At 72.3% G+C, this 21,535-nt stretch carries 18 protein-coding genes; 12 read left to right on the top strand and 6 right to left on the bottom strand.

Annotated elements, in window-relative coordinates:
* Nucleotides 1–14: 14 nt before the first annotated feature.
* Together AC5K6T_RS31045 and AC5K6T_RS31040 are read right to left on the bottom strand one after the other, a co-directional pair.
* Nucleotides 15–683 (bottom strand): ScbR family autoregulator-binding transcription factor, encoded by a 669-nt coding sequence (locus tag AC5K6T_RS31045; RefSeq protein WP_493214350.1) that lies wholly within the window; start codon nt 681–683, stop codon nt 15–17.
* Nucleotides 684–995: 312 nt separating this feature from the next.
* Entirely contained in the window at nt 996–1,715 is a 720-nt protein-coding gene (locus AC5K6T_RS31040; protein WP_493214349.1) for an HAD family hydrolase, read from the bottom strand.
* 184 nt (nt 1,716–1,899) lie between these two features.
* Between AC5K6T_RS31040 and AC5K6T_RS31035 the strand changes: the two genes are divergently transcribed.
* Entirely contained in the window at nt 1,900–2,667 is a 768-nt protein-coding gene (locus AC5K6T_RS31035; protein ID WP_493214348.1) for an SDR family oxidoreductase, read from the top strand.
* 43 nt (nt 2,668–2,710) lie between these two features.
* On the opposite strand, the gene AC5K6T_RS31030 is transcribed toward AC5K6T_RS31035, so the two are convergent.
* Together AC5K6T_RS31030 and AC5K6T_RS31025 are read right to left on the bottom strand one after the other, a co-directional pair.
* Entirely contained in the window at nt 2,711–3,112 is a 402-nt protein-coding gene (locus AC5K6T_RS31030) for a DUF6009 family protein (protein ID WP_493214347.1), read from the bottom strand.
* On the bottom strand, nt 3,109–4,479 hold the full coding sequence (locus AC5K6T_RS31025; protein WP_493214395.1) for a DNA primase family protein: 1,371 nt from the start codon (nt 4,477–4,479) through the stop codon (nt 3,109–3,111). The genes AC5K6T_RS31030 and AC5K6T_RS31025 overlap by 4 nt, the downstream gene beginning before the upstream one ends.
* A gap of 1,013 nt (nt 4,480–5,492) precedes the next feature.
* On the opposite strand from AC5K6T_RS31025, the gene AC5K6T_RS31020 reads away from it, so the two are divergent.
* From AC5K6T_RS31020 to AC5K6T_RS31010, 3 genes are all read left to right on the top strand, one after another.
* Nucleotides 5,493–6,065: a transcriptional regulator gene (locus AC5K6T_RS31020; RefSeq protein ID WP_493214346.1), complete on the top strand. Its 573-nt coding sequence runs from the start codon at nt 5,493–5,495 to the stop codon at nt 6,063–6,065.
* Nucleotides 6,066–6,910: 845 nt separating this feature from the next.
* Nucleotides 6,911–7,363 (top strand): MarR family transcriptional regulator, encoded by a 453-nt coding sequence (locus tag AC5K6T_RS31015; RefSeq protein WP_493214345.1) that lies wholly within the window; start codon nt 6,911–6,913, stop codon nt 7,361–7,363.
* Complete coding sequence (locus AC5K6T_RS31010; protein WP_493214344.1) at nt 7,360–7,671, top strand: replication initiation protein, RepL2; 312 nt, start codon at nt 7,360–7,362, stop codon at nt 7,669–7,671. Before AC5K6T_RS31015 ends, AC5K6T_RS31010 begins: the two co-directional genes overlap by 4 nt.
* A gap of 273 nt (nt 7,672–7,944) precedes the next feature.
* On the opposite strand, the gene AC5K6T_RS31005 is transcribed toward AC5K6T_RS31010, so the two are convergent.
* Nucleotides 7,945–8,682 (bottom strand): 2OG-Fe dioxygenase family protein, encoded by a 738-nt coding sequence (locus AC5K6T_RS31005; protein WP_493214343.1) that lies wholly within the window; start codon nt 8,680–8,682, stop codon nt 7,945–7,947.
* 188 nt (nt 8,683–8,870) lie between these two features.
* On the opposite strand from AC5K6T_RS31005, the gene AC5K6T_RS31000 reads away from it, so the two are divergent.
* From AC5K6T_RS31000 to AC5K6T_RS30980, 5 genes are all read left to right on the top strand, one after another.
* Entirely contained in the window at nt 8,871–9,188 is a 318-nt protein-coding gene (locus AC5K6T_RS31000) for an acyl carrier protein (RefSeq protein ID WP_493214342.1), read from the top strand.
* A 368-nt stretch (nt 9,189–9,556) separates the two neighbouring features.
* Entirely contained in the window at nt 9,557–13,633 is a 4,077-nt protein-coding gene (locus AC5K6T_RS30995) for a type I polyketide synthase (protein WP_493214394.1), read from the top strand.
* 181 nt (nt 13,634–13,814) lie between these two features.
* Complete coding sequence (locus tag AC5K6T_RS30990) at nt 13,815–15,395, top strand: long-chain-fatty-acid--CoA ligase (protein ID WP_493214341.1); 1,581 nt, start codon at nt 13,815–13,817, stop codon at nt 15,393–15,395.
* 5 nt (nt 15,396–15,400) lie between these two features.
* Nucleotides 15,401–16,231: a thioesterase II family protein gene (locus tag AC5K6T_RS30985; RefSeq protein WP_493214340.1), complete on the top strand. Its 831-nt coding sequence runs from the start codon at nt 15,401–15,403 to the stop codon at nt 16,229–16,231.
* A gap of 34 nt (nt 16,232–16,265) precedes the next feature.
* Nucleotides 16,266–16,718, top strand: a complete 453-nt coding sequence (locus AC5K6T_RS30980) for a nuclear transport factor 2 family protein (protein ID WP_493214339.1) — start codon at nt 16,266–16,268, stop codon at nt 16,716–16,718.
* A 262-nt stretch (nt 16,719–16,980) separates the two neighbouring features.
* Here the strand turns inward: AC5K6T_RS30980 and AC5K6T_RS30975 are convergent, their stop codons facing one another.
* Nucleotides 16,981–17,586: a TetR/AcrR family transcriptional regulator gene (locus AC5K6T_RS30975; protein WP_493214338.1), complete on the bottom strand. Its 606-nt coding sequence runs from the start codon at nt 17,584–17,586 to the stop codon at nt 16,981–16,983.
* 178 nt (nt 17,587–17,764) lie between these two features.
* On the opposite strand from AC5K6T_RS30975, the gene AC5K6T_RS30970 reads away from it, so the two are divergent.
* The 3 genes from AC5K6T_RS30970 to AC5K6T_RS30960 all read left to right on the top strand — a co-directional run bounded on the left by AC5K6T_RS30970 (nt 17,765) and on the right by AC5K6T_RS30960 (nt 21,418).
* Nucleotides 17,765–19,192 carry an MFS transporter gene (locus tag AC5K6T_RS30970; protein ID WP_493214337.1) on the top strand — a complete coding sequence of 476 codons (1,428 nt, stop codon included), beginning with the start codon at nt 17,765–17,767 and terminating at the stop codon, nt 19,190–19,192.
* Nucleotides 19,193–19,543: 351 nt separating this feature from the next.
* Nucleotides 19,544–20,359, top strand: coding sequence for an AfsR/SARP family transcriptional regulator (locus AC5K6T_RS30965; RefSeq protein WP_493214336.1), 816 nt, complete (start codon nt 19,544–19,546; stop codon nt 20,357–20,359).
* Between the two features lie 240 nt (nt 20,360–20,599).
* A complete protein-coding gene (locus AC5K6T_RS30960) occupies nt 20,600–21,418 on the top strand; it encodes a sirohydrochlorin chelatase (protein WP_493214335.1) in 819 nt (272 codons plus the stop codon).
* Nucleotides 21,419–21,535: the final 117 nt, after the last annotated feature.

Raw genomic sequence — 21,535 nt, 5'->3', positions numbered from 1 at the left:
CCCCCGGCGGCACCTCAGGCCGGAGCGGGTTCCGGCTCCGGCTGCACCTCCGCCTGCTCGACCGCCGCACGCACCACGCGGGCGCCCCGGTCCGGGGCCACGTCCAGCCGCATCAGCACCGGAGGAGAGGCGATGGAGGGCAGCAGATGCTTGAGCAGTACCGAGGCCCGGTACTCGACGTCGTCGAGGCCGGTCTCCAGCTGGGCGTAGAGCTGTACGCCGTTGAACGCGCTGACCACGAGCTCGGCGACCTCGCGCGGCACCACGTGGGACAGCGTCTCGCCCCGCTGGCGCGCCTCGGTGAGGATCTCCGTGAGGAGGTCGACCCACAGCGGCCAGGCGCTCCCGTAGTACTTGATGCCCGCCGGGTCCGCCGAGAGCCGGGCGCCGGCCCGCAGCAGGGGCTCGTGCCGCAGCCGGTGGGCCACCGTCATCGCGACGTCCACGACCTCCTGGAGCTTGATCTCCTGCTCGGGCAGCGCCTGCGCCGTCTGGAGCTCCAGCACTCCCTTGGCGAGCGCTTCCTTGGAGTCGAAGTGGAAGTACAGGGCGCCCTTGGTCACCCCGGCAGTCTTGAGGATGTCGGCGACCGTCGCCGCGGTGTAGCCGTGTTCCGCGAAGACGACCGCGGCGGCCTCCAGAACTGCGCGACGGGTCCTGACCGCCCGTTCCTGCTGGGCCATGGGACCTCCCTTTCCCTCAACCGCACCCCCGTCACACGAGCCGGAGCCGTAGACCGGAGCACCAAGAACAAACCGTCCAAGAGGTACCTTATTCTCTTGGTCCATGGAATGACAGCACCGAAGTTCGCCCGGGATTCGTCCCCCGGTCCGGCGCACTCCTGTGGCCACAGTGCGCGACTCACGGCGCTCCGAGGCTGGAATGGGCTGGTCAGGGCTACTGTACGAGGTCTTCCGGGGGCTCCGGGGGGCCGGGGTACAGAAACCATCCGCCCTGTAGGTTTTGCGGCTGGTTTCCGATCTTTCCCTGCCCGGTCAGACGTTCGCAGGAACCTTTCTCTCGCTGATCGCGGCCGCCCCGGACCACAGCCGGCCCCCGGCCGCCTCGGCGTCCAGGGTCCGCACCAGCCGGTCGTCGACCGAGTCGAGCGACCCGACCAGGTGACGCACCCCGGCCCGCCGCATCAGCACCCGCTGGAAGCTGTGCTCGTAGGAGGTCGGGTGCCCGATGAACGCGGCCCCCAGCTGCCGGGCGACCTCGGCCACGCGGGCCACGTCGTCGATGAACAGCGCCTCGTCGCAGCGCAGCCCGAAGACGTCCTCGGCGATCTCCCGGATGCCGGGCCGGAAGGCGTCGGTGCAGACGTAGCGCGGTCCGTCGAAGTGGCCCGCGTAGGAGCCGAGGTGCCGGTCGAAGTGGTCGCGCTCCAGGCCGCCGTAGCACACCAGCCGGGCGCCGGTGGCCCGCAGCCGCTCCAGCAGCGCGCCGGCCCCGTCCATGACGCGGACCGGATGCCGCTCGACGTAGGCCCGCCGCTCGCGGAAGTACTCCTGCACCACTTCCTCGGGGGTTCCCGGCACGCCCATCGCGGCGGCGGCCCGCAGCTGCGGCTGCGACAGCACCGCGCGCTCCAGGTCGGCGGTGTAGACACCGCCCCGACGCACCACGAACTGGTGGATGACAGGACTGAAGGTGTCGTTCAGCAACACTCCGTCGATGTTCACCGCGATCAGACGCAGATGCCTCAGGGCCATCACACAACCGCCTAACGTCGGGCCGTACGACGAGGGCGTACGGCGGCCTGACGGGGACCTCGCGCCGGTTTCGCACGGCGCGGGGCTCTCATGGAAAGAACAATAAACCGGACGCGCGGTTTCTTCAACAGATATCCTGGGTTCCGGTTCCGGAGCTCCGGCCGGCTCACCACGTGGGGGGACGATGAGCAGCACCCTGAAGGACAGAACGGCCCTGGTCACCGGCGGGGGCAGAGGGATCGGGCGGGCCATCGCCCGCCGTCTCGCGGCGGACGGCGCGCTGGTCGCCGTGCACTACGGCAGCGACGCGGCGTCGGCCCGCGAGACCTGCGGCCTGATCACCGCCGACGGCGGCCGTGCCTTCCCGCTGCACGGCCCCCTCGGCGTGCCCGACGACGTCCGCACGGTCTACGAGCGCTTCGACGCCGGTCTGCACGACCTGGGCGAGCCGGCCGAGCTGGACATCCTGGTCAACAACGCCGGCTTCAACGTCCGGGGCGGCGTCCTCGACGTCACACCGCAGGACTTCGACCGGCTGATGGCCGTCCACGCCAGAGCCCCCCTGTTCCTCGTGCAGGAGGGCCTGCGGCGGCTGCGCGACGGCGGACGCATCATCGGCATCAGCTCCGCGGCCACCCGGGTCGCCCTGCCGACCTCCCTCGCCTACTCCATGGCCAAGGGCGCTCTGGAGGCCCTCACCCGCACTCTCGCCAAGGAACTCGGCCCCCGGCGGATCACGGTCAACTGCGTGGCGCCCGGCTTCGTCCGGACGGACCTGAACCGGCAGCGCTGGGCCACCCCCGAGGCCGAGGCCGCACACGCCGCCCTCTCCGTCTTCGACCGGATGGGCCGCCCGGCCGACGTCGCGGACGTGGTGGCCTTCCTGGCCTCGCCGGACGCCCGCTGGGTGACCGGCCAGTGCGTCGACGCCTCCGGCGGCACCGGCCTGTGACCCCCGGCCCGGTGTGTCTGGGGCCCGCCGGGCGGAACGGCGCTCACCCGGGCAGCGAGAGGCCCGGCTCCGGGGCGGCCGGAGCCTCGGGCACACCGCCCGAGCGGGGTGTCTTGCGGCCCTTGTTGCCCGGGGTGAGGGTGCAGGGGTCCACGGCCTCGGCCGGGGCCCCGGTCGCGTAGAGGCCCTCGGGGTCGGTGTCCCGGTCGTGCGGGAGGAGCCAGAACACTCTGCGGCGGAACGTGCCCGAGGACCGGGACGGCCTGGCCCGCGGGCCGAGCAGCGCGTACCCGACCATCCGGCCGTCGCGGTGGTAGGCCGGTCTGCCCCGGCGGGTCGGCAGCCGGTCCAGGCTCTGCCGCACGTAGTCGAGTCCGGACACGTCCTCCAGCCAGACGAAGCCGATCTCGTGGGCTATCTCGTCCTCTGCGATGAGAGCGCTCATGCAGTCTCCTCGTCGGCGAGCAGTCCGATGCCCGGGTAGTACTTGCGCTGGTTGGACAGGACCATCTCTTTCGGTGACGCCAGCCCCACCAGCTCCCGGACCCGCGCCGCGAAGGCCCGGGACGAGACCGCCGGCGCGCCCTCATTCTGACACCACGTCCGATAGGCGGCGTACACCTGCGTCTGTTCCGCCCTGAGTCCGCTGTCCAGCACGCAGGCCTCGGCCAGGAAGCGCCCCGTGTGGTCCTCGGTCTCCGCGTACGCCGTGGTGGCGATACGCACCCTCTCCGGCCCGCTGAGGCCCTTCTCGCCGCCCAGGTAGCGCCGGGCGCCCTCGATGAGCCAGTTGAGGATTCCCGGGCCCTCCTCGGTCACCAGGACGTCCGCCAGGTTGTCGATCTTCCGCTGGTCCGGCACCACCCGCTCGAACGGCAGCAGCCGCATCCGGCGCCAGAACGCGAAGCCGCCCGTGCCCACCTCGGGGCGGTGGTTGCCCAGCAGCCACAGTTTGTGCGTCGGCGAGAAGCTGAAGAAGTCCTGCCGCATCCGCCGCGCCTTGATCCGGTCGCCGCCGGTCAGCAGCTTCACCCTGGCCTCGTCGAACCGGTCCCCCGGCTTGACCTCGCTGCACACGATGATGCGCCGCCCGTGCAGCTCCGCCAGGTCGGTCGGATGCCCCTCGTACGGACGCGCCATCAGGAAGCCCGGCGGCGCCACGTCGGCGTAGTCGCCGATCAGCTTCATCACCACGTCCAGCAGCACCGACTTGCCGTTCTTGCCCGAGCCGAACAGGAACGGCATCACCTGCCCGCCCACGTCGCCGGTGATCGAGTAGCCCAGCAGCAGGTGCAGGAAGTCGATCATCTCGGTGCCGTCCGGTCCGCTTCCGAAGGTGTCGGTGAGGAACCGGTCCCAGCGCGGAGTCGGCACCGGCTCGGGCGCGGCCGTGGTGCGACGCGAGTGGAAGTCCCGGTGCGGCTCGGGCGTCCGGATCAGCCCGGTACGCAGGTCGACGACCCCGGCCGGGGTGCACAGGGAGTACGGGTCCGCGTCCAGCAGCGCGGCGTTCAGCACCATGCCCGGCGCCGAACGGGCCTGCACCAGCATGGCGTTCATCCCGCTGGTGCTGAGCGCCCGGCGACGGTGCTGCCGGAGCGCGGCCGGGCTGTACACCCCGCGCGGGTCCGACGTGGCGATCGACTCGGCCAGGTCTCCGGCCGCCCACATCATCGTGTCGTCCTCGTCGGCCTGCCAGCGCGTACGGTCCCACCGGAACCAGCCCAGGCCGGGGACGTGCCGGTAGTCGTTGGCGTAGCGCTGCACGAACAGCTTGGCGTTGCCCCGGTCGCTGAGGGTGTCGGGCAGCAGCCCGCACGAGGTGCCGGCCTCCGCGGCCGCCGCGACGGCGGCCGGAGCCGCTGTGGCAGGAGGCGGCGCAGCCGCCCCGGTGGCCGGAGGCGGTTCCCGTCCGGCTCCGGCGAGCGCCTCCCCGGGGGCTTTCGCCGGGGCTTCCGCGCCGGCCTCCGTCGCCGCCCCGGTGCCGTCGCCCTCCCCGGGCCGCGGAGTGTCGCCGGGGCGTGTGCCCGCCGGCCGGGGCAGCGGGACGGACCGGTCCAGGAGCCGCGCGGTGGCCCGGGCCAGGTCGAAGTCGAACAGGGCGTCGTCGTGTCCGGAGGTCACCGGCGACCTCGGGCGAGCTCCGACCGCGTCCCTGACCCGCACAGCCCCGAGCCGGCGTGCGATGTCCCCAGCTCAGCAGTCATCTTGCACCCCCCGTGAGCGACCGAAGCGACTGAACGACTCACGCAGGGTAGCGAAGCGACGGTTTCCCGAGTGCTTCATCCACAGGCCGGATCAAGCCGAGTTGGCGACCGACAGGACCCCGTCGGCACCGCCGCACCTCAGCGTCAGCGACCCAGCGACCCACCGGAAGCGACCGAGAGGACTCGGTCGCTCGATGAGACGCTGTGAAGATTCCCAGGTCAGATGGGCTGCAGTGACCAAAATAGCGACTGAAGCGACTGAACTTCTCTATCTATGACGCCAACGCGCGCACGCACGCACACGCACACGCGCACGTGCGAATGTCTTCATATACCCGGACCTTCAGTCGCTTCGGTCGCTGATCAGCCAAGACACCTCATCTGACCTGCTACTTCTCTCGGCGGATCGGAGCGACTCAGCGTTCTGCCGGTAGCTCTCCTTCGGTCGCTGGCCCCGTGCGAGCGCTCCACCCGTCCTCCACCGGATCTCCGGCGATCGTTGCCGAAACCTTTCCTCAGTCCCGGAGCACCGTCGCTTCGGTCGCTGGAACCGATCCCCCACCCCGTCCGCGATACTGACCTCGCGGTATGTCCGCACGGTGACGAGAGGGAGGCCCCGTGCCAGAGCGCACTCACGACTTCGGCAAGTACGGTGCCCGGGGGATCAAGGGCCACGAGGCCGTCGCCCGCCGTCTCGACGCGCTTGCCGGCTACATCGCCACACCCGTCACCACGCGCCGCGGTCTTCTGGCCCGGCTGCACTACCTCACCCGCACCGACCACGCCCGGGCCGCCGCCCGCGCCGCGGGTCTCACGGTCACCGACCGCACCCTCAAGGCCTGGCTGGACGGCAGGCGCACGCCCACCAGGAAGAACCTCCAGCGGATCGAGACGGCCTACCGGACCGTCCGCCGCCACAACGTCGCCCGCTACCTGCTGGCCCGCCTCAACCGCGAGGGCCGCGGCACCCGCGTCGAGATCCACCCCCTGAACCAGTCCCAGGTCCCGCGGCCGCGCCAGCGCTTCGTGGAGTTCAGGACGCTCAACATCCGCCGGTGGGACCGCATCGTCGAGGCCTGGGCCGCCGACGACGCCCAGGCACTCGACGACGCCTGGGTGGACCGGATCGTCGATCTCGGCTCCCAGTGGGGGCAGTACGAGTACGTCACCAACATCGGTTTCGCCGCCTGACAGCTCCGGCGGTCCCGCACGTCCACGAGGGGCACCGCGCAGCCCCGCCCGCAGCCCCGCCTGCGGCCGGGTGCGCCTTGACGGACCGTGGCGAAGCCACCCGCCGCCGGCGGGCGGTACCGAGAGCACAGGCATCCGCCTGCCGGTCGAGGGCCCGGACGTCTGGGCGCCGGGGCGTGCGACGCGGTGTGCCGTCCGCCCTGCGGTGCGTCCTACGGCTTGTCGGCCGACGCGGAAAAGGTGGCTCTGCGCGCCGGACCCACGCCCCTGGTGCCGGCCACCCGGCGAGCGTCGGCGGCATGCACGCCGTCGCGCCTCCGGGTTTCCTCGAAAGCGTGGTCACTGCCGCAGGACGGTTGCTGGAGACACACGCGCGCCTGACCGGTCACCCGTCCCGCCGTCGTGGCTGACTTTCGCCGGTTGAGGTCGATGGGTGGCGGCATTGAGTCCCCCCTCACCCGGTCCCCCACGAACGGTCACTTTGACGATGTAAGAGAGCGCGTTTCGCAAACGGCCTCTGACCTGCGAAAACAGCAGTTGAGACCCAGATCCTAGGAACTGCCAGGCAGTTCCTAGGATCTGGGTACCCAGATCCTAGGAACGCCCTAGATTGCTGTGACGGCAATGAGCTGAGGGGCTGCCGGGCGAGAGGGAAGCGCCTGTCCACAGCGTCGTTTCGGCCTGTCCGGCGCCGCCGTCCACCGCCCTCCACCGCCCGTCGGGACCACCACGACACGGCGGGGAGGACTGAGTTGATTGACTTCCTGCTCATGTACGTTAGGTTCATCAGGTCGGTCTCACGGCCGTGCTTCTGACGTCCATCAACCCCGTGTACGGAGGCCCTTTTGGGAGCAGTACGCAGACTGGTGAACGCCGACACGGGCGAGCCGGTCCCCTATGCGCCGTACGCCTTCGCCGGACGGCACACACAGGTGGACAAGGCCCGCGTGGAGGCGATCAGCGAGTCGAAGGCGTTCACGCCGAGTCAGAAGTTCCTGGTTCTGTGGTGGATCGGAGTCTCTCCCGAGGGCATGGAGCCCCTGCGGGCGACCGGCGCGGACATCGCCAAGCGTGTGGGAATGTCCACCGACGCCGTGGGGAGAATCAACCGGAAGCTCGCCAAGCACCGCATCCTGGTGGTGCGAGGACGCATCGGGAACTACAACCTGTACCGCATCAGCCCGTACATTGCCTTCCATGGAACAGGGCTGGAGCAACGGGAAGCGGTGAGGACGTGCAACCCGCCGAACATCCCTGGATTCGACGAGAAGACCCCTGCACGGTGGGAGGCCCAGTGACCAGCGACGACAAGCAGAAGAACCTGGAACTGCTCAAGGCCACGGCCGGCATGACCGCCAATCAGCGCCTGGTCGTCATGCTCTACGCCCTGCATCCGACCGACCGGGCAGGAGCGGTCGTCGAGACCGGCGCGAACCTCGCCGCCCTCGTCGGCATGTCCGCCCCCGTCTTCTCCCGCACCCGCAAGCAGGTCATCGAGGCGGGCTGGCTGGAGGAGTCGGACAAGCTCGCGCACATCCGCTACTACCGGCTCAGTCCCAAGGCTCTCGGCGAGCACGTGGTCGTCCCCCTCCGCCGGGCGACCTGACGCCGCCTGGCTCTCCGACGTCAACGAAGGCGTCCTGCGGACCGTCCCTCATTGACGTGGTGCTAATGAAGGACGGTTTACAGGACGCCTTCGTTGCGTCCACGTCATTCCGCCCCTCCGCCTCGCCGCACGGGCGAGGGTCCGGGTGCCGCGGCCGGTGAGGTGTCCGGTGCGGTCGCCCTCGCCGTGCCGGTCGACGGCTGTGCCGGGCCGGCCGGTCATGAGGTCCTCGGCCTGCCGGGCCCGCACCCGGACGCAACACCCCTGGGCACGTCAGACCCGCTCGATACGCTGGAGATCCGGAGTGTGCCGGTAGCCCATGATGAGGACGTCCCGCACGGCGGGCCGGCTCTCGTCCACGGCGCGGACGGGCCGGACCGCGTGCAGGATCTGCCGGTCGGCCCAGAACATGGTGTCCATCTGCTCGGTCAGGCAGAACTCGGCGACGAGGGCCCCGTCCTCCCCGTAGACCTGGGACTCGCCGCCCGCGGCATTGCTCCGGCCCATGAGGTGGATCGCGCCGTAGTCGACCTCGTCCCGGTGCGGGCCCTCCGGCGTCGGCTCACCCGTCTCCGCCGGGGTGCTGATGATCCTGAACTGGTGGCACTGCACGTCCCAGGGCTCGTCGAGGCGGCCGTCCGCCACCGGGAAGCGGGTGAAGTTCTCCCGGAGCAGCCGGGTCAGCAGCGGGTTGTCCAGGGTGGAGCGGCTCAGCGGGGCCACGTCGCGCTGGAGTCCGCCGGCGTAGTCGTTGACCCCGGCGGACTGGAAGTACGGCCGGTGCGGGCGCAGCCGGATCTCACCCGTGCGCGGCACGAAGAAGAAGCGGTCGTAGGCCCTCTCACGGAAGCGCGAGCCGCCCTTCAGGTAGCGGTCGGTCTCCAGGTGCTCCCACTCGTGCGCCAGTTCCTTCACCAGGGGATGCATTTCCGGGTCGAGCGGAAAGAGATCGGCCGGCAGAAGTGAGTAGCCGTTCGTCCGCAACTCTTCCCGGGTTTCGCTGTGCTGCATGTCTGGCTCCTTCAAGAAGGATCTTGGGCACACTCCCGCGTACGAGGTTCGCACAATCGGCCTGACATTGAACTGACAAGGCCTTCGGGCAGTTCGGGGAGCTGGTCCTTCTCCCGGTCAGGAGCTGGTCAGCAGGTCGTCAAGACTCCTGTGCTTTACTCGCTCCGAATGGCAGAAAGGTGATTCCCGTGACGCCGATCGCCGCAGAACTCGAGTCCCTGCCCCGGGCGGAACGCCGGGCCGCCCTGGAATCCGTGGTGACCGCGGAATTCAGGTCCGCACTTCTTATGTCCGAGGACGAGGAATTCCCGATGGAGGACACGTTCTTCGAGCTGGGGATGACCTCCTTGATGCTCACCAGCGTCAAACAGCGGCTGGAGACGCTGCTCGGACGGGGCATCAGCAGTACCGCACTGTTCAACCGGCCCACGGTGGAGCAGCTGCTGGACCATCTGGCCGCCGAGGTGCTGACCGGTCTCTTCGACGGGGGCGCAGCGGGCCGGTGAACCGGCCCGCGGCGCGGTACGAGCCGCTCCGCTGGAAAGTGCCGCGGTACGAGTCGGTCGACCGCAGCGCCGTCGTCGTGGCCGGTCGCCCGGTTCCCCGCGCCCCTTCGGGGCGCCGCCGGACCGCGGTGAACTTCGCCCGGCCCGCTTAGCTCATCGATCAGGAAGGTGCCGACATGCCGGACGCGGGCCATCAGGACCACGAGAGCCGCAAGGACCACGAGAGCGGCAAGGGCCGGGAGAGCCACGAGGGCCACGAGGACCGCGGCGAGGGCCACGAGGACGGTCAGGGGCACGCAGACCGTCAGGACCGCCTGATCCGCCGCCGGTTCGACGCCGCGCAGGAGACGCTGCGGCAGCAGCACAGAATGCTGAACCAGTTCCTGCTGGAACGGTACGAGCCGATCGCGGTCGTCGGGGTCGGAATGCGGTTGCCCGGCGGGAACAACTCGCTGCCCGAACTGGATGCCTTTCTGCGCGAGGGACGCTCCGGAATAGGCCCGCTGCCGCGCGACCGGTGGAACACCGAGGTGGCCGAGGACCGCATCACCGCGCGGGCCGGGGGATTCCTGGACCGTGTCGACGAATTCGACGCCCAGTTCTTCAATGTCCCGCCCCGGCAGGCCCCCTTCATCGACCCCGCGCAGCGGCTGCTGCTGGAGACGTCCTGGGAGGCGCTGGAGAACGCCGGAGCCGACCCGGCCGCCCTGCGCCACGGAGACGGCGGCGTCTATGTGGGGGCCTCACCGCTGGACTTCGTCCTGGACCTGGAGACGCTCGCCGACGAGGACCTCGACGGCAGCCTCACCACCGGCCTCGGCGGCTACTCGATGTCCGGCCGGCTCTCCTACTTCCTCGGCTGGCGCGGCCCCAGCCTGACCACCGACACCGCCTGCGCGTCCTCGCTCACCGCCCTGCACCTGGCGGTCGAGGGGCTGCGCCGCCACGAGTGCTCGATCGCCCTGTGCGCGGCCGCCAACGTGCTGCACAACCCCCGGTCCTTCCTCATCCTCTCCCACGGCCAGATGCTCGCCGCGGACGGGCACTGCAAGACCTTCGACGAGAGCGCCGACGGGTACGCGCGCGCCGAGGGCTGCGGAGCCCTGGTGCTGAAGCGGCTGTCCGACGCGCTCATGGACGGCGACAGCGTGCTGGCCCTGGTGCGCGGCACCGCGATCGGGCAGGACGGCGAGAGCGCGGGCCTCAGCGCGCCCAACGGCACCGCGCAGGAGGGCGTGATGCGCGCGGCCCTGGCCAACGCCCGGCTGGAGCCGCAGGACATCCAGTACGTCGAGGCCCACGGCACCGGCACCCCGCTCGGGGACCCCGTCGAGCTCGGCTCCGTCAGCGGCGTCTTCGGCGACTCGCACAGCGTGGACGACCCGGTGACCATCGGCTCCCTGAAGGCGAACATCGGCCACATGGAGCCCGCGGCCGGGCTGGGCGCCGTACTGAAGGTCATCGCCCAGATGCGCGCCGGCGCGTTCTACCCCCACGTGTGGCGGACGCCGTCCGGGCGGATCCCCTGGGACAGCATCCCGGTCACGGTTGCGGACGCCGTACGGCCGTGGCGGGCGCCGGTACGCCGGGCGATGGTCAACGGCTTCGGGGTCGCGGGTGCCATCGCGGTCGCCGTGCTGGAGGAGCCGCCGCCACCGCAGACCGGTGCCGAGGCCCTGGAGGACCGCGTCGCCGCCCGCGAGAACCCGCGGGCGGCCGGTGCGGCGGGTACCGCCGCCGCATCCGGTACGGCCGGTACGGCGGCCGCAGGCGCAGGCGCGGGCGCGGCCGCGGCCGCGGCCGGTGCGGCCGCCGGCCGCACCGCGGAGGCCGGCGCCGCCGGGCACGTCTTCACGCTGTCCGCCAAGTCCCGCCCCGCGCTGCGCCTCCAGGCGCGGCGGTACCTGGGCTTCCTCGAAGAGCATCCCGGCACCGGGCTCGCCGACCTGTGCCACACCCGTGCCGTCGCCCGTTCCCACTTCCGGCACCGGCACGCGGCCGCGGTCACCGACCTCGGGCAGCTCACCGACCGGCTGGAACGGTGGAGCGCCCCGACGGCGGGAGACGACAAACCCGACGGATTCCGCAAGGTGGCCTTCCTGTTCACCGGCTCCGGCGCCCAGTACGTCGGCATGGGCCGGTCGCTGTATCGCACGTCGGCGGTGTTCCGGCGGTACGCCGACGAGTGCGACGCGCTGTTCACCCCCCTGCTGGGCCGGTCCGTCCTCGGGGTCATGTTCGGTGACGCGGCGGACGCCGGCGAGCTGCTCGCGCAGACCCGCTACACCCACGCCGCCCTGTTCACCCTGGAGTACGCGCTGGCCAGGCTGTGGCTCGCGTGGGGGCTCAGGCCGAGCGTGCTCATCGGGCACAGCGTCGGTGAGATCGTCGCCGCCACGGTCGCCGGCCTGTTCTCCACCGCCGACGGCGTCACCTTCCTCGCCGCCCGCGCCGCGCTGATCGAGTCGGTGTCCCGGCCCGGCGGCATGGCCGCGGTCCCGGCGCCCGCCGCGGACGTCGCCCCGCTGCTCGCCGCCTGGCCGGACCTGGCCGTCGCCGCCGACAACGCCCCGCAGCAGTGCGTGATCTCGGGCGGCTCCGGCTCGCTCGCCGAGGCCGTCGCCGCGCTGCGCACCCGCGGCTGGAACGCCACACCGCTGCGGGTCGCCGCTCCCTTCCACTCACCGCTCCTGGCCGAGGTCTCCGAACAGCTCGGGAAGGTCCTCGACGGCATCGCCTTCCACGAGCCCAGGCTGCCGCTGGTGTCGAACGTGACCGGCCGGATCGCCACCCCCGCCGAGCTCGCGGACCCCGGGTACTGGATCCGGCACGTCAACCAGACCGTGGAGTTCGCCGCCGGTGTGCGAGCCGTCGACGAGCGAGGCCGCCATGTGTTCCTGGAGGTCGGGCCGTCCGCCGCGCTGACCGCACTGGCCCGGCGGTGTGTGGACGCCTCCCGGCACCGCTGGCTGAGCTCGATGAGCCCCGAGGACCCCGACGGCACCCAGCTGCACACGGCACTGGCCGGCGCCTACACCGCCGGCCTGCCGCTCGCCTGGCACGAGATCTGTGCGAGCCTGCCCGGCCGCCGCGTCGAGCTGCCGCCGTACGCCTTCGACCGGCGCCCCTACCGGCTGCCCGCCCGGCCCGCCGCCCGCCCCGGCGCCGACGGCACCCACCCGTTGCTCGGACGCGAGCGGCCTCCGGCCGCCCCCGCACCCGGCGCCCCCCGGGAGCCCGCCGCACCGAGCGGCGGACGGCGGCACTCCTTCGAGGCCCGGATCAGCGCCGCCCACCCCGCCTATCTGGCCGACCACACCCTCGGCGGCCGTGTGTTCCTCCCCGCGGCCGGCTACCTGGAGCTGCTGCTGGCCCTCCAGGACGAACTGCTCGGCGAAGTCCGCCGCCCGGTGCAGGACGTACGGTTCCACGAGGCGCTGTTCCTGACCGACCGGCCCACCCTGCTGCTGACCCGCACCCAGCCGCGACCGGACGGCGGCATCGGCGTGGAGATCGCGAGCAGACCCGCCGCCGACGGCGCGGTCCCCGAGCGGCTGCACGTCACCGCCGTCATCGCCCCCGCCCCCCACGACGGCACGCCGACGGACACCGGCCGGGTCCTGCTGGACCGGCTCGCCGCCGCCGACGCCTCCGCCGTGCCCGAGTCCACCCTGACCGGTGACCAGGTGCGTGCGGCCTACGCCGCGGCGGGCCTGGACTACGGGCCGCAGTTCAGCCGGGCCGGCCAGGTCGCCCGCTACGGGGCCGACTTCGCGGTGACCACCCTGTCCGGCTCGGACGTCTCACGCGCCGAGCACCTCCCGCCGCCCGTCCTGGACGCCGCCACCCACGGCCTGGCCGCGCTGGCCGACGACGGGGAGCAGTACCTCGCCACCGGGGTCGGACACCTGCGGTCCTACCGCAAGCCCCGCGGCGAGCGGCTGCGCTCCGCCCTGCGTGTCCGCTGGGCCGAGGAGGACGGCGCCCGCGAGGCGTTCCGCCTCGACGTGCTCCTGCTCGACGAGACCGGCGGCACGCCCGTGATGGAGCTCGCCGGCATGGAGTTCACCCGGCTCGCCCGGCGTCCCGGGGCCGCCCCCCGGCCGGCCGGCACGCCCGTGCCGCCGCCCGCGGCCGTCGACCACCGGGCGCTGCGCGCGGCCGGGACCCGGCAGCGCCGGGAGGCGCTGACGGAACTGGTCCGCACGGTGACCGCGGCACTGCTGTCCATCGACGACCCGCGCGACGTCGACGTCCGCGCCGGCTTCCTCGAACTCGGTGTGGACTCGCTGACGGCCGTGGTCATGAAGAACCGGCTGGAGGAACTGCTGGATCTCCCGCTGGACTCCGCCATGGTCTTCGACCACCCGACGGTGGAGGACCTCGCCGCCCACCTGTCCGGCCGCCTCGGCACCCAAGCCGCCCCGGTGGCCCACGCCTCCTGACCCGGCCCCGCGGTGAGGCCGGGCCCGCACCGTCCGGCCGTACACCCCCGCACCTCCGCAGCCCCGTACCCGTACCCCGTACGCCCGCATCGCCGTACTGCCGTACCACTCACCACCGAAGCCCCCCACCGAAGCCCCCCACCGAAGCCCCCCACCGAAGCCCACACCGACGAGGGACCTCATGGACCACGGCACCACGCTGACGCTCGCCGCGCGTGCGGCGCTGCACGCCCGTACCCGACCCGACCAGCCCGCCGTCATCTGCGAGGAGCGTGCGCTGACGTTCGCGCAACTGCACCGGGAGAGCAACCGGACCGCCCACGCGCTGCTCGCCGCGGGAACGACGGCCGGCTCCCGGGTGGGCTACCTGGGCCACGAGTCGGAGTACTACTACGACCTCGCCCTGGGCTGCGCGAAGAGCGGCGCCGTCCTGGTGCCGGTCAACTGGCGCCTCACCCCCGCCGAGATCGAGCACATCCTGCGTGACTCCCAGGCGGAGCTGCTCTTCGTGGAGCGGGAGTTCCGGCCCGCGGTGGACCGGCTGCGGGCGTCCCTGCCGAGGCTGCGGCTGCTGGTGGAGACGGACGCCGGGGCACCGGGCGCCGTCGCCGACGGCTTCCTGGCCTGGAAGGACGGCAGCCCGGACACCGAGCCGCCGGAGGCGACGGGGTTCGACGACCCGGTCGCCCAGCTCTACACCAGCGGAACCACCGGCCTGCCCAAAGGGGTCGTCCTCGCCCAGCGCACCTTCTTCACCTTCCTCGCCGACTCCCGCGCCGCCGGCGTGGACTGGATCGACTGGACCGCCGAGGACCGGGGACTGAGCTGCTTCCCCGGGCTGCACACCGCCGGCTTCGGCTGGTTCCTGCACTCCTTCAACAGCGGCGCCACCACCGTCGTCATGCGCAGGTTCATCGCCGACGAGGCCACCCGGCTCATCGAGCGGCACGCGATCACCCTGCTGTGGGCGGCCCCCGCCATGCTGCGGATGATGCTGGCCGAGGCGGGCACCACCCGGGAGACGTTCCGCTCACTGCGCAAGGTCGTCTACAGCGGTTCGCCGATCGACCGTGAGCTGCTGCTGACCTGCATCGGCACGCTGGGCTGCGCCCTGGCGCAGGGGTACTCGTCCGCCGAGGCGGGCAGCTTCGTCACCTGCCTGGCCCCCGAGGACCACACCGCCGACAGCACGGTGCTCGGCTCCGCGGGCCGTGTCCTGCCCGGCAGCGAACTCCGTATCCTCGACGACGCAGGGCGCCCGCTGCCCCCGGGCCGCACCGGACGCGTCGTGGTGAGCACTCCGGCCCGCTTCCTCGGCTACTGGCAGCTGCCCGAGGCCACCGCGGACGCCGTCCGGGACGACTGGCTGTACATGGGAGACATGGGCTACCTCGACGAGAACGGCTACCTCTACCTCGTCGACCGGGTCGACGACACCATCATCGTGGCCGGCCAGAACATCTACCCCACCGAGGTGGAGAACGCCCTGCGCGCCCACCCGGCGGTGGCGGACGTCGCCGTGTACGGCGTCCCCGACGACGACTGGGGCGAGGCGGTGCGGGCCGCGGTGGTGCTGCGCCCGGACACGACGGCACGGCCGCGGGACTTCCTGAGGTTCCTGAACGGCCGGATCGCCGGCTTCAAGATCCCCACCGGGTACGAGATCGTCACCGAGCTGCCCCGCAACCCCACGGGCAAGCTGCTGCGCCGGGTGCTGCGCGAACGCCATGCCGCGACGGTGCGGCCCCAGCCGGTGGGATAGCCGCGGTGGCAACCGACCCGCGGTCCGCCCCGGCCGGACGGTGGCTGCACCCGGAGGACGCCGAACCGGAGGCGTCCGCCCGGCTGTTCCTGCTGCATCACAGCGGCGGCGCGGCCACCGCCTACCGCGACTGGCCGGCCCTGCTGCCCGGCGACATCGCCTGCCGGGCCGTCCAGCTGCCGGGACGTCAGGAACGCCGCCACGAGCCGCCGTACACCCGGCTCGCGCCGCTGCTGCGCGATCTGGCCGAGACGGTGGCCGCCGACCTGGACGAGCGGCCGTACGCCCTGTTCGGCCACTCGATGGGAGGGCTGCTCGGGTACCGGCTGGCCGTGGAGATGCGGCGCCGGGGGCTGCCGTCCCCGGCGCTGCTGGCGGTCTCCGGCTGGGCCCCGGACGGCCTCGGCACCGGCGCCGGGGGCGGCACCCGCGGCCACCCCGCTCCCGGCGCCGGGAGCGGGCCGTCGGCCACCGGCCCCGGAGGGTCCGGCCGACAGGACCCACGGGCGTTCATGGCACGACTGGGCTCGCTGCCCGCCGAGGTCGCCGCCGACCGGCGGCTGCTCGACGACACCGTGCGGGCCATGACCGCCGACGGCTCCGTCTGCGCCGACGACCCCGGCGACCGGGCAGCCGTGGACTGCCCGCTGGTCGCCTACGCCGGCCGTCACGACCCCCTGGTCACCCCCGGCGCGATGGGCGCCTGGGCCGAGCGCACGCCACGCTACCTGGGCTGCCGTGTGTTCCCCGGCGGCCACTTCTTCCTGCACGCACACACCGCTGCCATCACCGCCGACCTGGTGCAGCTGCTGCGCCGGTACGCGGAACCGACCTGAGCGGCCCGCGCCGCCCGCCTCCGGGAGAGTTGCCATGCTGCGCAAGCCCAACGAACTGCTCGCCGAGTACGTCGCCCTGTGGAACGAGAAGGACCCGCAGCTGCGCCGTGCCGGGGTGGAGCGGCTCTACGCGCCCGACGCGGTCTACCTGTTCTACCGGCGCGACCCGGTCCGGGGCCATGCGGCGATCGTCGAGCAGATGGCCTACACACACCGCCTCTACGATCCGCTCGGCTATGTCTTCCGCTCCTCCCACAACGCCGACGGGCACCACGACGTGATCCGCTTCAACTGGGTGATGGTGACCGAGGCCGGCGGCGAGATGGAGATGAGCGGGCAGGACGTCCTGGTGCTCGGCGAGGACGGGCGCATCCGCCGCGACTACCAGTTCCACGACCGGCTGCCCACGTCCTTCGTCTACGACGACGGGTACGAGGAGCACGGCGTGGCCGTCCGCCCGGCGAGCCCGCGCCGGGTCGGCGGCTGACGGGCAGTCACCGACGGCCGTCTCCACGGCCGTCTCCACGGCCGGGTCGCGGCACGGGAGACCGGTCACACCGACGGAGGCCGGTCACCGACGTCCGGATCGTCCACGGCGCGGCCGGCAACGGCATCCTGTGCGCGGCCGACGGCTGCAGCGGACCTCCGGCAGCGGCGGCCGTCGCACGGCCGACTGGCCGGCTGGCCGGCAAACCGGCGGACAGCCGGTGCCCCGCGGCGCCCACACGCCGCGGGCCACCGGCGCACGGTCACGCCGCGGCGGCCGCCACCTCGCTCGGGCAGTACTGGCGGACGAGCAGTTCGGCGGTCTTCAGGGCCATCCTCGCCGGGCCCTCGGCGCCCAGGACGGCGCCGTTGGAGAGCAGGCCGGCGATGACGAGCATCAGCGCGTCGGCCATGTCCTCGGCGTCGGGCCCGCTCGCTCCGGCGAGCGTGCCGAGGTCCCGGAGCCAGTCGCGCAGCCTGCGCAGATGCGCCTCCGACTCCTGGCGGCCCGGGTGGCCGGGGTCCCGGAACTCGGAGGAGGTGTTGTAGTAGATGCACCCGTGGAAGTCGGGTGACCGGACGCTCTCGTGGAAGAACTCCATCAGAGCCATGATCTGACGGCCGGGGTCGCCCTGGTGGGCTTCGGTGACCTCGCGGGCCACCCGCCACCACTCCGCGTCGCTCTCGCGGATCCAGGCTGCGACCAACTCGTCCTTCCCGGCGAACTCGCGGTACAGCAGGCTCTTGCCGACTCCGCTCTCGTCGATCAGCTGCTGCATGCCCACAGCCCGGACACCTTGTTCGCCGAAGAGCCTGGACGCGGTGTCCAGGATCACGCGTCGGGTGCCTGGCCTGGGTGTTCGCGCCATCTTGGTTCTCCTTCCCGCTGCCCCCGCACTCCGCGTCCACCAGCATACGTTTGACAGGGGCTTTCTTGGGCGCTAGAAATGGACCGATCAGTCCAGGACCGATCGGTCCATAATGCGTGACCAGTGCCCGAGACGCTCCAGACACTCCAGACGCTGAGTTCGATCGGAGTTTTTGATCATGACCGAGGCCTCTTCCACCTCTCCGCCCGCCGAGCGGTTAGCACCGGCAGCCACGGCCCCGCCCGTGGTCAAGAGCCTTCCGCTGCTGCTGCTCGTGGTGTGCGCGGTCCAGTTCCTGGACGCGATGGACATCGCGAGCATGGGTCCGGCGCTGCCCCTGGTCCAGGAGGACCTGGGGATGTCCGCCTCCTCGCTCCAGTGGGTCGTGTCCGCCTACGCGCTCGGCTTCGGCGGCTTCCTGCTGCTCGGCGGACGCCTGGCCGACCTGTTCAACCGCAAGAAGCTGCTGATCGGCTGGCTCCTGGTGTTCGTGGTCGCCAGCTGCCTCGGCGGCTTCGCCGACAGCGGTGTCGTGCTGGTCGTCGCCCGTCTGCTCAAGGGCGTCAGTGCGGGCATCACCGCGCCGGCCGCGATGGCCATCCTGCTGAACGCCTTCCGGGACGAGCAGGCGCGCAACCGTGCGCTCGGCACCTTCCTCGCCGTCGCCTCCGCCGGCTACTCCCTCGGTCTGCTGCTCGGCGGCCTGATGGCCGGGGTGTCCTGGCGGCTGATCCTGTTCCTGCCCGCCGTGGTCGGCGTGCTGGTCGTGCTCCTCGCCGCCTCCGTGGTGCCCTCGCGGCAGGAGGCCTCCGCCCGGGGCAGTCTCGACGTGCTGGGCGCCGTCACGGTGACCGGTGGCGCGGTGTCCCTCGTCTACGGACTCAGCCGGGCCGCGACCCACGGCTGGAGCGACTCCGTCACGCTCGGCTCGCTCGTCGCCGCGGCCACGCTGTTCGCCGTGTTCACCCTGGTGGAGCGCCGGCACCCGGCCCCGCTGGTGCCGCTGGCCATCTTCACCCGGCCGCAGCTGACCCGCGCCAACCTCTGCATGCTCTTCTTCGGCGCCTACGTCTCCTTCCAGTTCGTGCTCACCCTCTACTACCAGGACGAGCTCGGCTGGTCGCCGCTCCAGGCCGGCCTCGCCTTCCTGATCGGCGGCGTGCTGACCGCCGGCACCGCCCGCTTCGGCGCGGCGCTGGTCACCAAGCACGGCGCCTGGCCGGTGGCCACGGTCGGCCTGCTCATGCTGAGCGTCGGCTACCTCGGCTGGGTGCTGGGGATCGGACACGTGGACCCGCTGGTCACCCTGTTCGCCCAGCAGCTGCTCGGCGGCCTCGGGTTCGCCGCGGTCTACCCGGCGCTGAACATCGCCGCGGTCGGCAACGCCGCAGCCGACGAACAGGGCCTCGCCTCGGGTCTGTTCAACGCCGGTGCGCAGATCGGCAACGGCATCGTCATCGCGATCACCGCGACCGTGTTCTCGCTGGTGTCCGGCGGCGGCCTGGTTCCCTACCGGGCCGGGCTGTGGACCGTCACCGTGATCACCCTCGCCGTGACCCTGATCGCGGTGGGCGGCACGGTCCGCCACCGCCGGCGGACGGTGTAATTCCGAGCCGCCGTCCCGGGCGGCGGCTCCCCGGTACGGCCGTGTAGCGCAGAAGGCTGGATTACAGGTTCCCCCGCACCCGCCACTGCGTTACACGGCCTTTCGCACGGGAAAAACATCGCAGCCGGTTTCCGGTCCGGAAGCGGTGACTCGTTTTTTCGTATCGCCCGGATTTTTTCCGAAGAACTGTCAAGCCCCGTATGTGTTCGAGTCGTTGACAAGAGAAAATCGAACTCATAAGATGCGGACCGATTGGTCCACTAAAGTGGATGACTCGATCTGATCGTTGAAACTCAGAAAACCAGCACGGCGGCAAGTCACTTATCAACCCAACGGGGAGACGGGGTTCCGGTGTTGCTGTTCTCGGTACTGGGCTGCATCGAAATCAGAAAGAACCGCTCTGCGGTACGACTGGGCGGCGCCATGCAGCAGACGCTGCTGGCCACTCTACTGGTGTCCGGGGGCGACCTCGTGACGGTCGACTCGCTCATCGCGGAGCTGTGGGGCACCACGCCACCGGCGAAGGTGGAGAACGCGCTCCAGGCGCAGATCAGCAGAGTCCGGCGGACCCTGGCCGCACTCGAGCCGGACCGGGGCACCTCACGCGTGGTGACCGGCACCTCCGGCTACATGTTCACCTGCGGCCGGTGGGAGCTCGACGCGAGCCTCTTCCTCGACACCATCGACACCCTCCACGCCCGCGTGCACCGCGGCACCCCGCAGGAGCTGGAGAAGGCCGTCCCGGAACTGCGGGCCGCCCTCTCCCGCTGGCGGGGCCCCGTCTTCGGCGGCCTGACCGGCGGCGCCATCTGCCAGACCGCCGCCGCCCGCTACCTGGAGGCCCGCAGCTCAGGGCTCACGCTCCTGTACGACCTCGAACTGCGCGTCGGCGGCCACGAGCGCATCCTCCCCGAGCTCGCCGAGCTGTACTCGCGCAACCCCTGCCACGAGCAGTTCTGCATGCTGCTGATGCGCGCGCTGTACCGCTCCGGCCGCCAGCTCGACGCCCTCGGCGTCTACCGGCAGTGCCGCCGCAACCTGATCGAGTACCAGGGCGTGGAGCCCTCCCCCGCCCTGAGCCAGTACGAACAGGCCATCCTCACGCACGACCCGCGCCTCCTGCACGACGAGCCGTACTGGCCGGCGCCCACACTGGTCGCGAGCTAGAGCTGTGACCGGGCAGGCCGGGTGCGCCCGGGCGGGGCGCACGGCACGCTCCCCCACCGCCTCGCGGGCGTGGGCGGTGCCCCCGTGCGCCGCCCCGCCCGAGAAACCGAGTACGTCCGGTGCGAAGCCTTCCGGCAGTACGAGGGCTTCCGGCCGGAACTCTCCCGGCCCGGGGCGACCCTGGGAGCGCGCACCGGACGACGCCCCGTGACGGGCCCACCGTTCCCGCCGCGGCGTCCGGTGCCACGGCGGCCCGCGCTGCTGCTCGTCGCGCACGGCAGCCGGGACGCGCGGCACGCGGCGAGCGTGGACGCGCTGGCCCGGGAGATCCGGCGGGGGCGCCCCGCGCTGCGGGTGGCGACCGGATACCTCGACCTCACCCCGCCCGCCGTCCCGGCCGCCGTGGAGGAGCTCGCCCGCCGCGGCCACCGGGACGTCGTGGCCGTACCGCTGCTGCTGGTGCCCGCCTTCCACGCCCGGACCGACCTGCCCGCGCTGCTGCGCGGGGCGCCCGCCGGGGTGACGGTCCGCCAGGCGGCCGTGCTGGGTGCCTCGCCGCTCCTCGCGGACGCCCTGGAGCGGCGGCTGTACGAGAGCGGGCTCACCGCCCGCCAGCGCGGCTCCACCGGGGTCGTGCTGGCCGTGGCGGGCTCCGCCAGCCCCCGGGCGGCCGAGACCTACGACGCGCTCGCCCGCACACTCGAACGCCGGGGCTGGCGCACCGTCCGCCCGGCGTTCGCCTCCGCCGCCGCACCGGGAGCGGCCGCCGGCACCCTCGTCCCCGCTCCTGCCCGCCCCGCCCTTCCCGCCTCCTCCCCCACGGCCCAGGTGCACGCCCTGCGCGCGGCCGGCGTTCGGCGGGTGGCCGTCGCCCAGTGCGTCATCGCCCCCGGCCGGCTCGCCGACCGGGTCCGGCGGGACGCCCTCACCGCGGAGGCCGACCACCTCACCGAGGTCCTCGGCCCCGCCCCGGAACTGGCCCGGCTCGTGCTGCGCCGCTTTCGGGGGACGGCCGGTGTGCGGCCCGCCCCCGCACCGGCCGCCCTGCCCGCCCGCTGAAACCCCCGGCCGGCCGCGGGCCGTTGCCCAGGCCGCCCCCGCCAAGGCCTCTGCCCCGCCCCCACGGCAGCGGGGCGGGGCAGAGGGGACAGGGGCGAGCCGGGCGAAGCCGCGAGG

This window comes from Streptomyces sp. B8-7 (genome assembly GCF_058833805.1).
The sequence above is the reverse complement of the archived record's forward strand: the minus strand, read 5'-3'. Positions and strand labels throughout refer to the sequence as shown.

What these genes read in the sequence shown, in the direction of transcription:
- AC5K6T_RS31045 (WP_493214350.1), bottom strand. Translation starts at nt 683, where the DNA reads ATGGCCCAGCAGGAACGGGCGGTCAGGACCCGTCGCGCAGTTCTGGAG.
- AC5K6T_RS31040 (WP_493214349.1), bottom strand. Translation starts at nt 1,715, where the DNA reads ATGGCCCTGAGGCATCTGCGTCTGATCGCGGTGAACATCGACGGAGTG.
- AC5K6T_RS31035 (WP_493214348.1), top strand. Translation starts at nt 1,900, where the DNA reads ATGAGCAGCACCCTGAAGGACAGAACGGCCCTGGTCACCGGCGGGGGC.
- AC5K6T_RS31030 (WP_493214347.1), bottom strand. Translation starts at nt 3,112, where the DNA reads ATGAGCGCTCTCATCGCAGAGGACGAGATAGCCCACGAGATCGGCTTC.
- AC5K6T_RS31005 (WP_493214343.1), bottom strand. Translation starts at nt 8,682, where the DNA reads ATGCAGCACAGCGAAACCCGGGAAGAGTTGCGGACGAACGGCTACTCA.
- AC5K6T_RS30995 (WP_493214394.1), top strand. Translation starts at nt 9,557, where the DNA reads ATGCTGAACCAGTTCCTGCTGGAACGGTACGAGCCGATCGCGGTCGTC.
- AC5K6T_RS30990 (WP_493214341.1), top strand. Translation starts at nt 13,815, where the DNA reads ATGGACCACGGCACCACGCTGACGCTCGCCGCGCGTGCGGCGCTGCAC.
- AC5K6T_RS30980 (WP_493214339.1), top strand. Translation starts at nt 16,266, where the DNA reads ATGCTGCGCAAGCCCAACGAACTGCTCGCCGAGTACGTCGCCCTGTGG.
- AC5K6T_RS30975 (WP_493214338.1), bottom strand. Translation starts at nt 17,586, where the DNA reads ATGGCGCGAACACCCAGGCCAGGCACCCGACGCGTGATCCTGGACACC.
- AC5K6T_RS30970 (WP_493214337.1), top strand. Translation starts at nt 17,765, where the DNA reads ATGACCGAGGCCTCTTCCACCTCTCCGCCCGCCGAGCGGTTAGCACCG.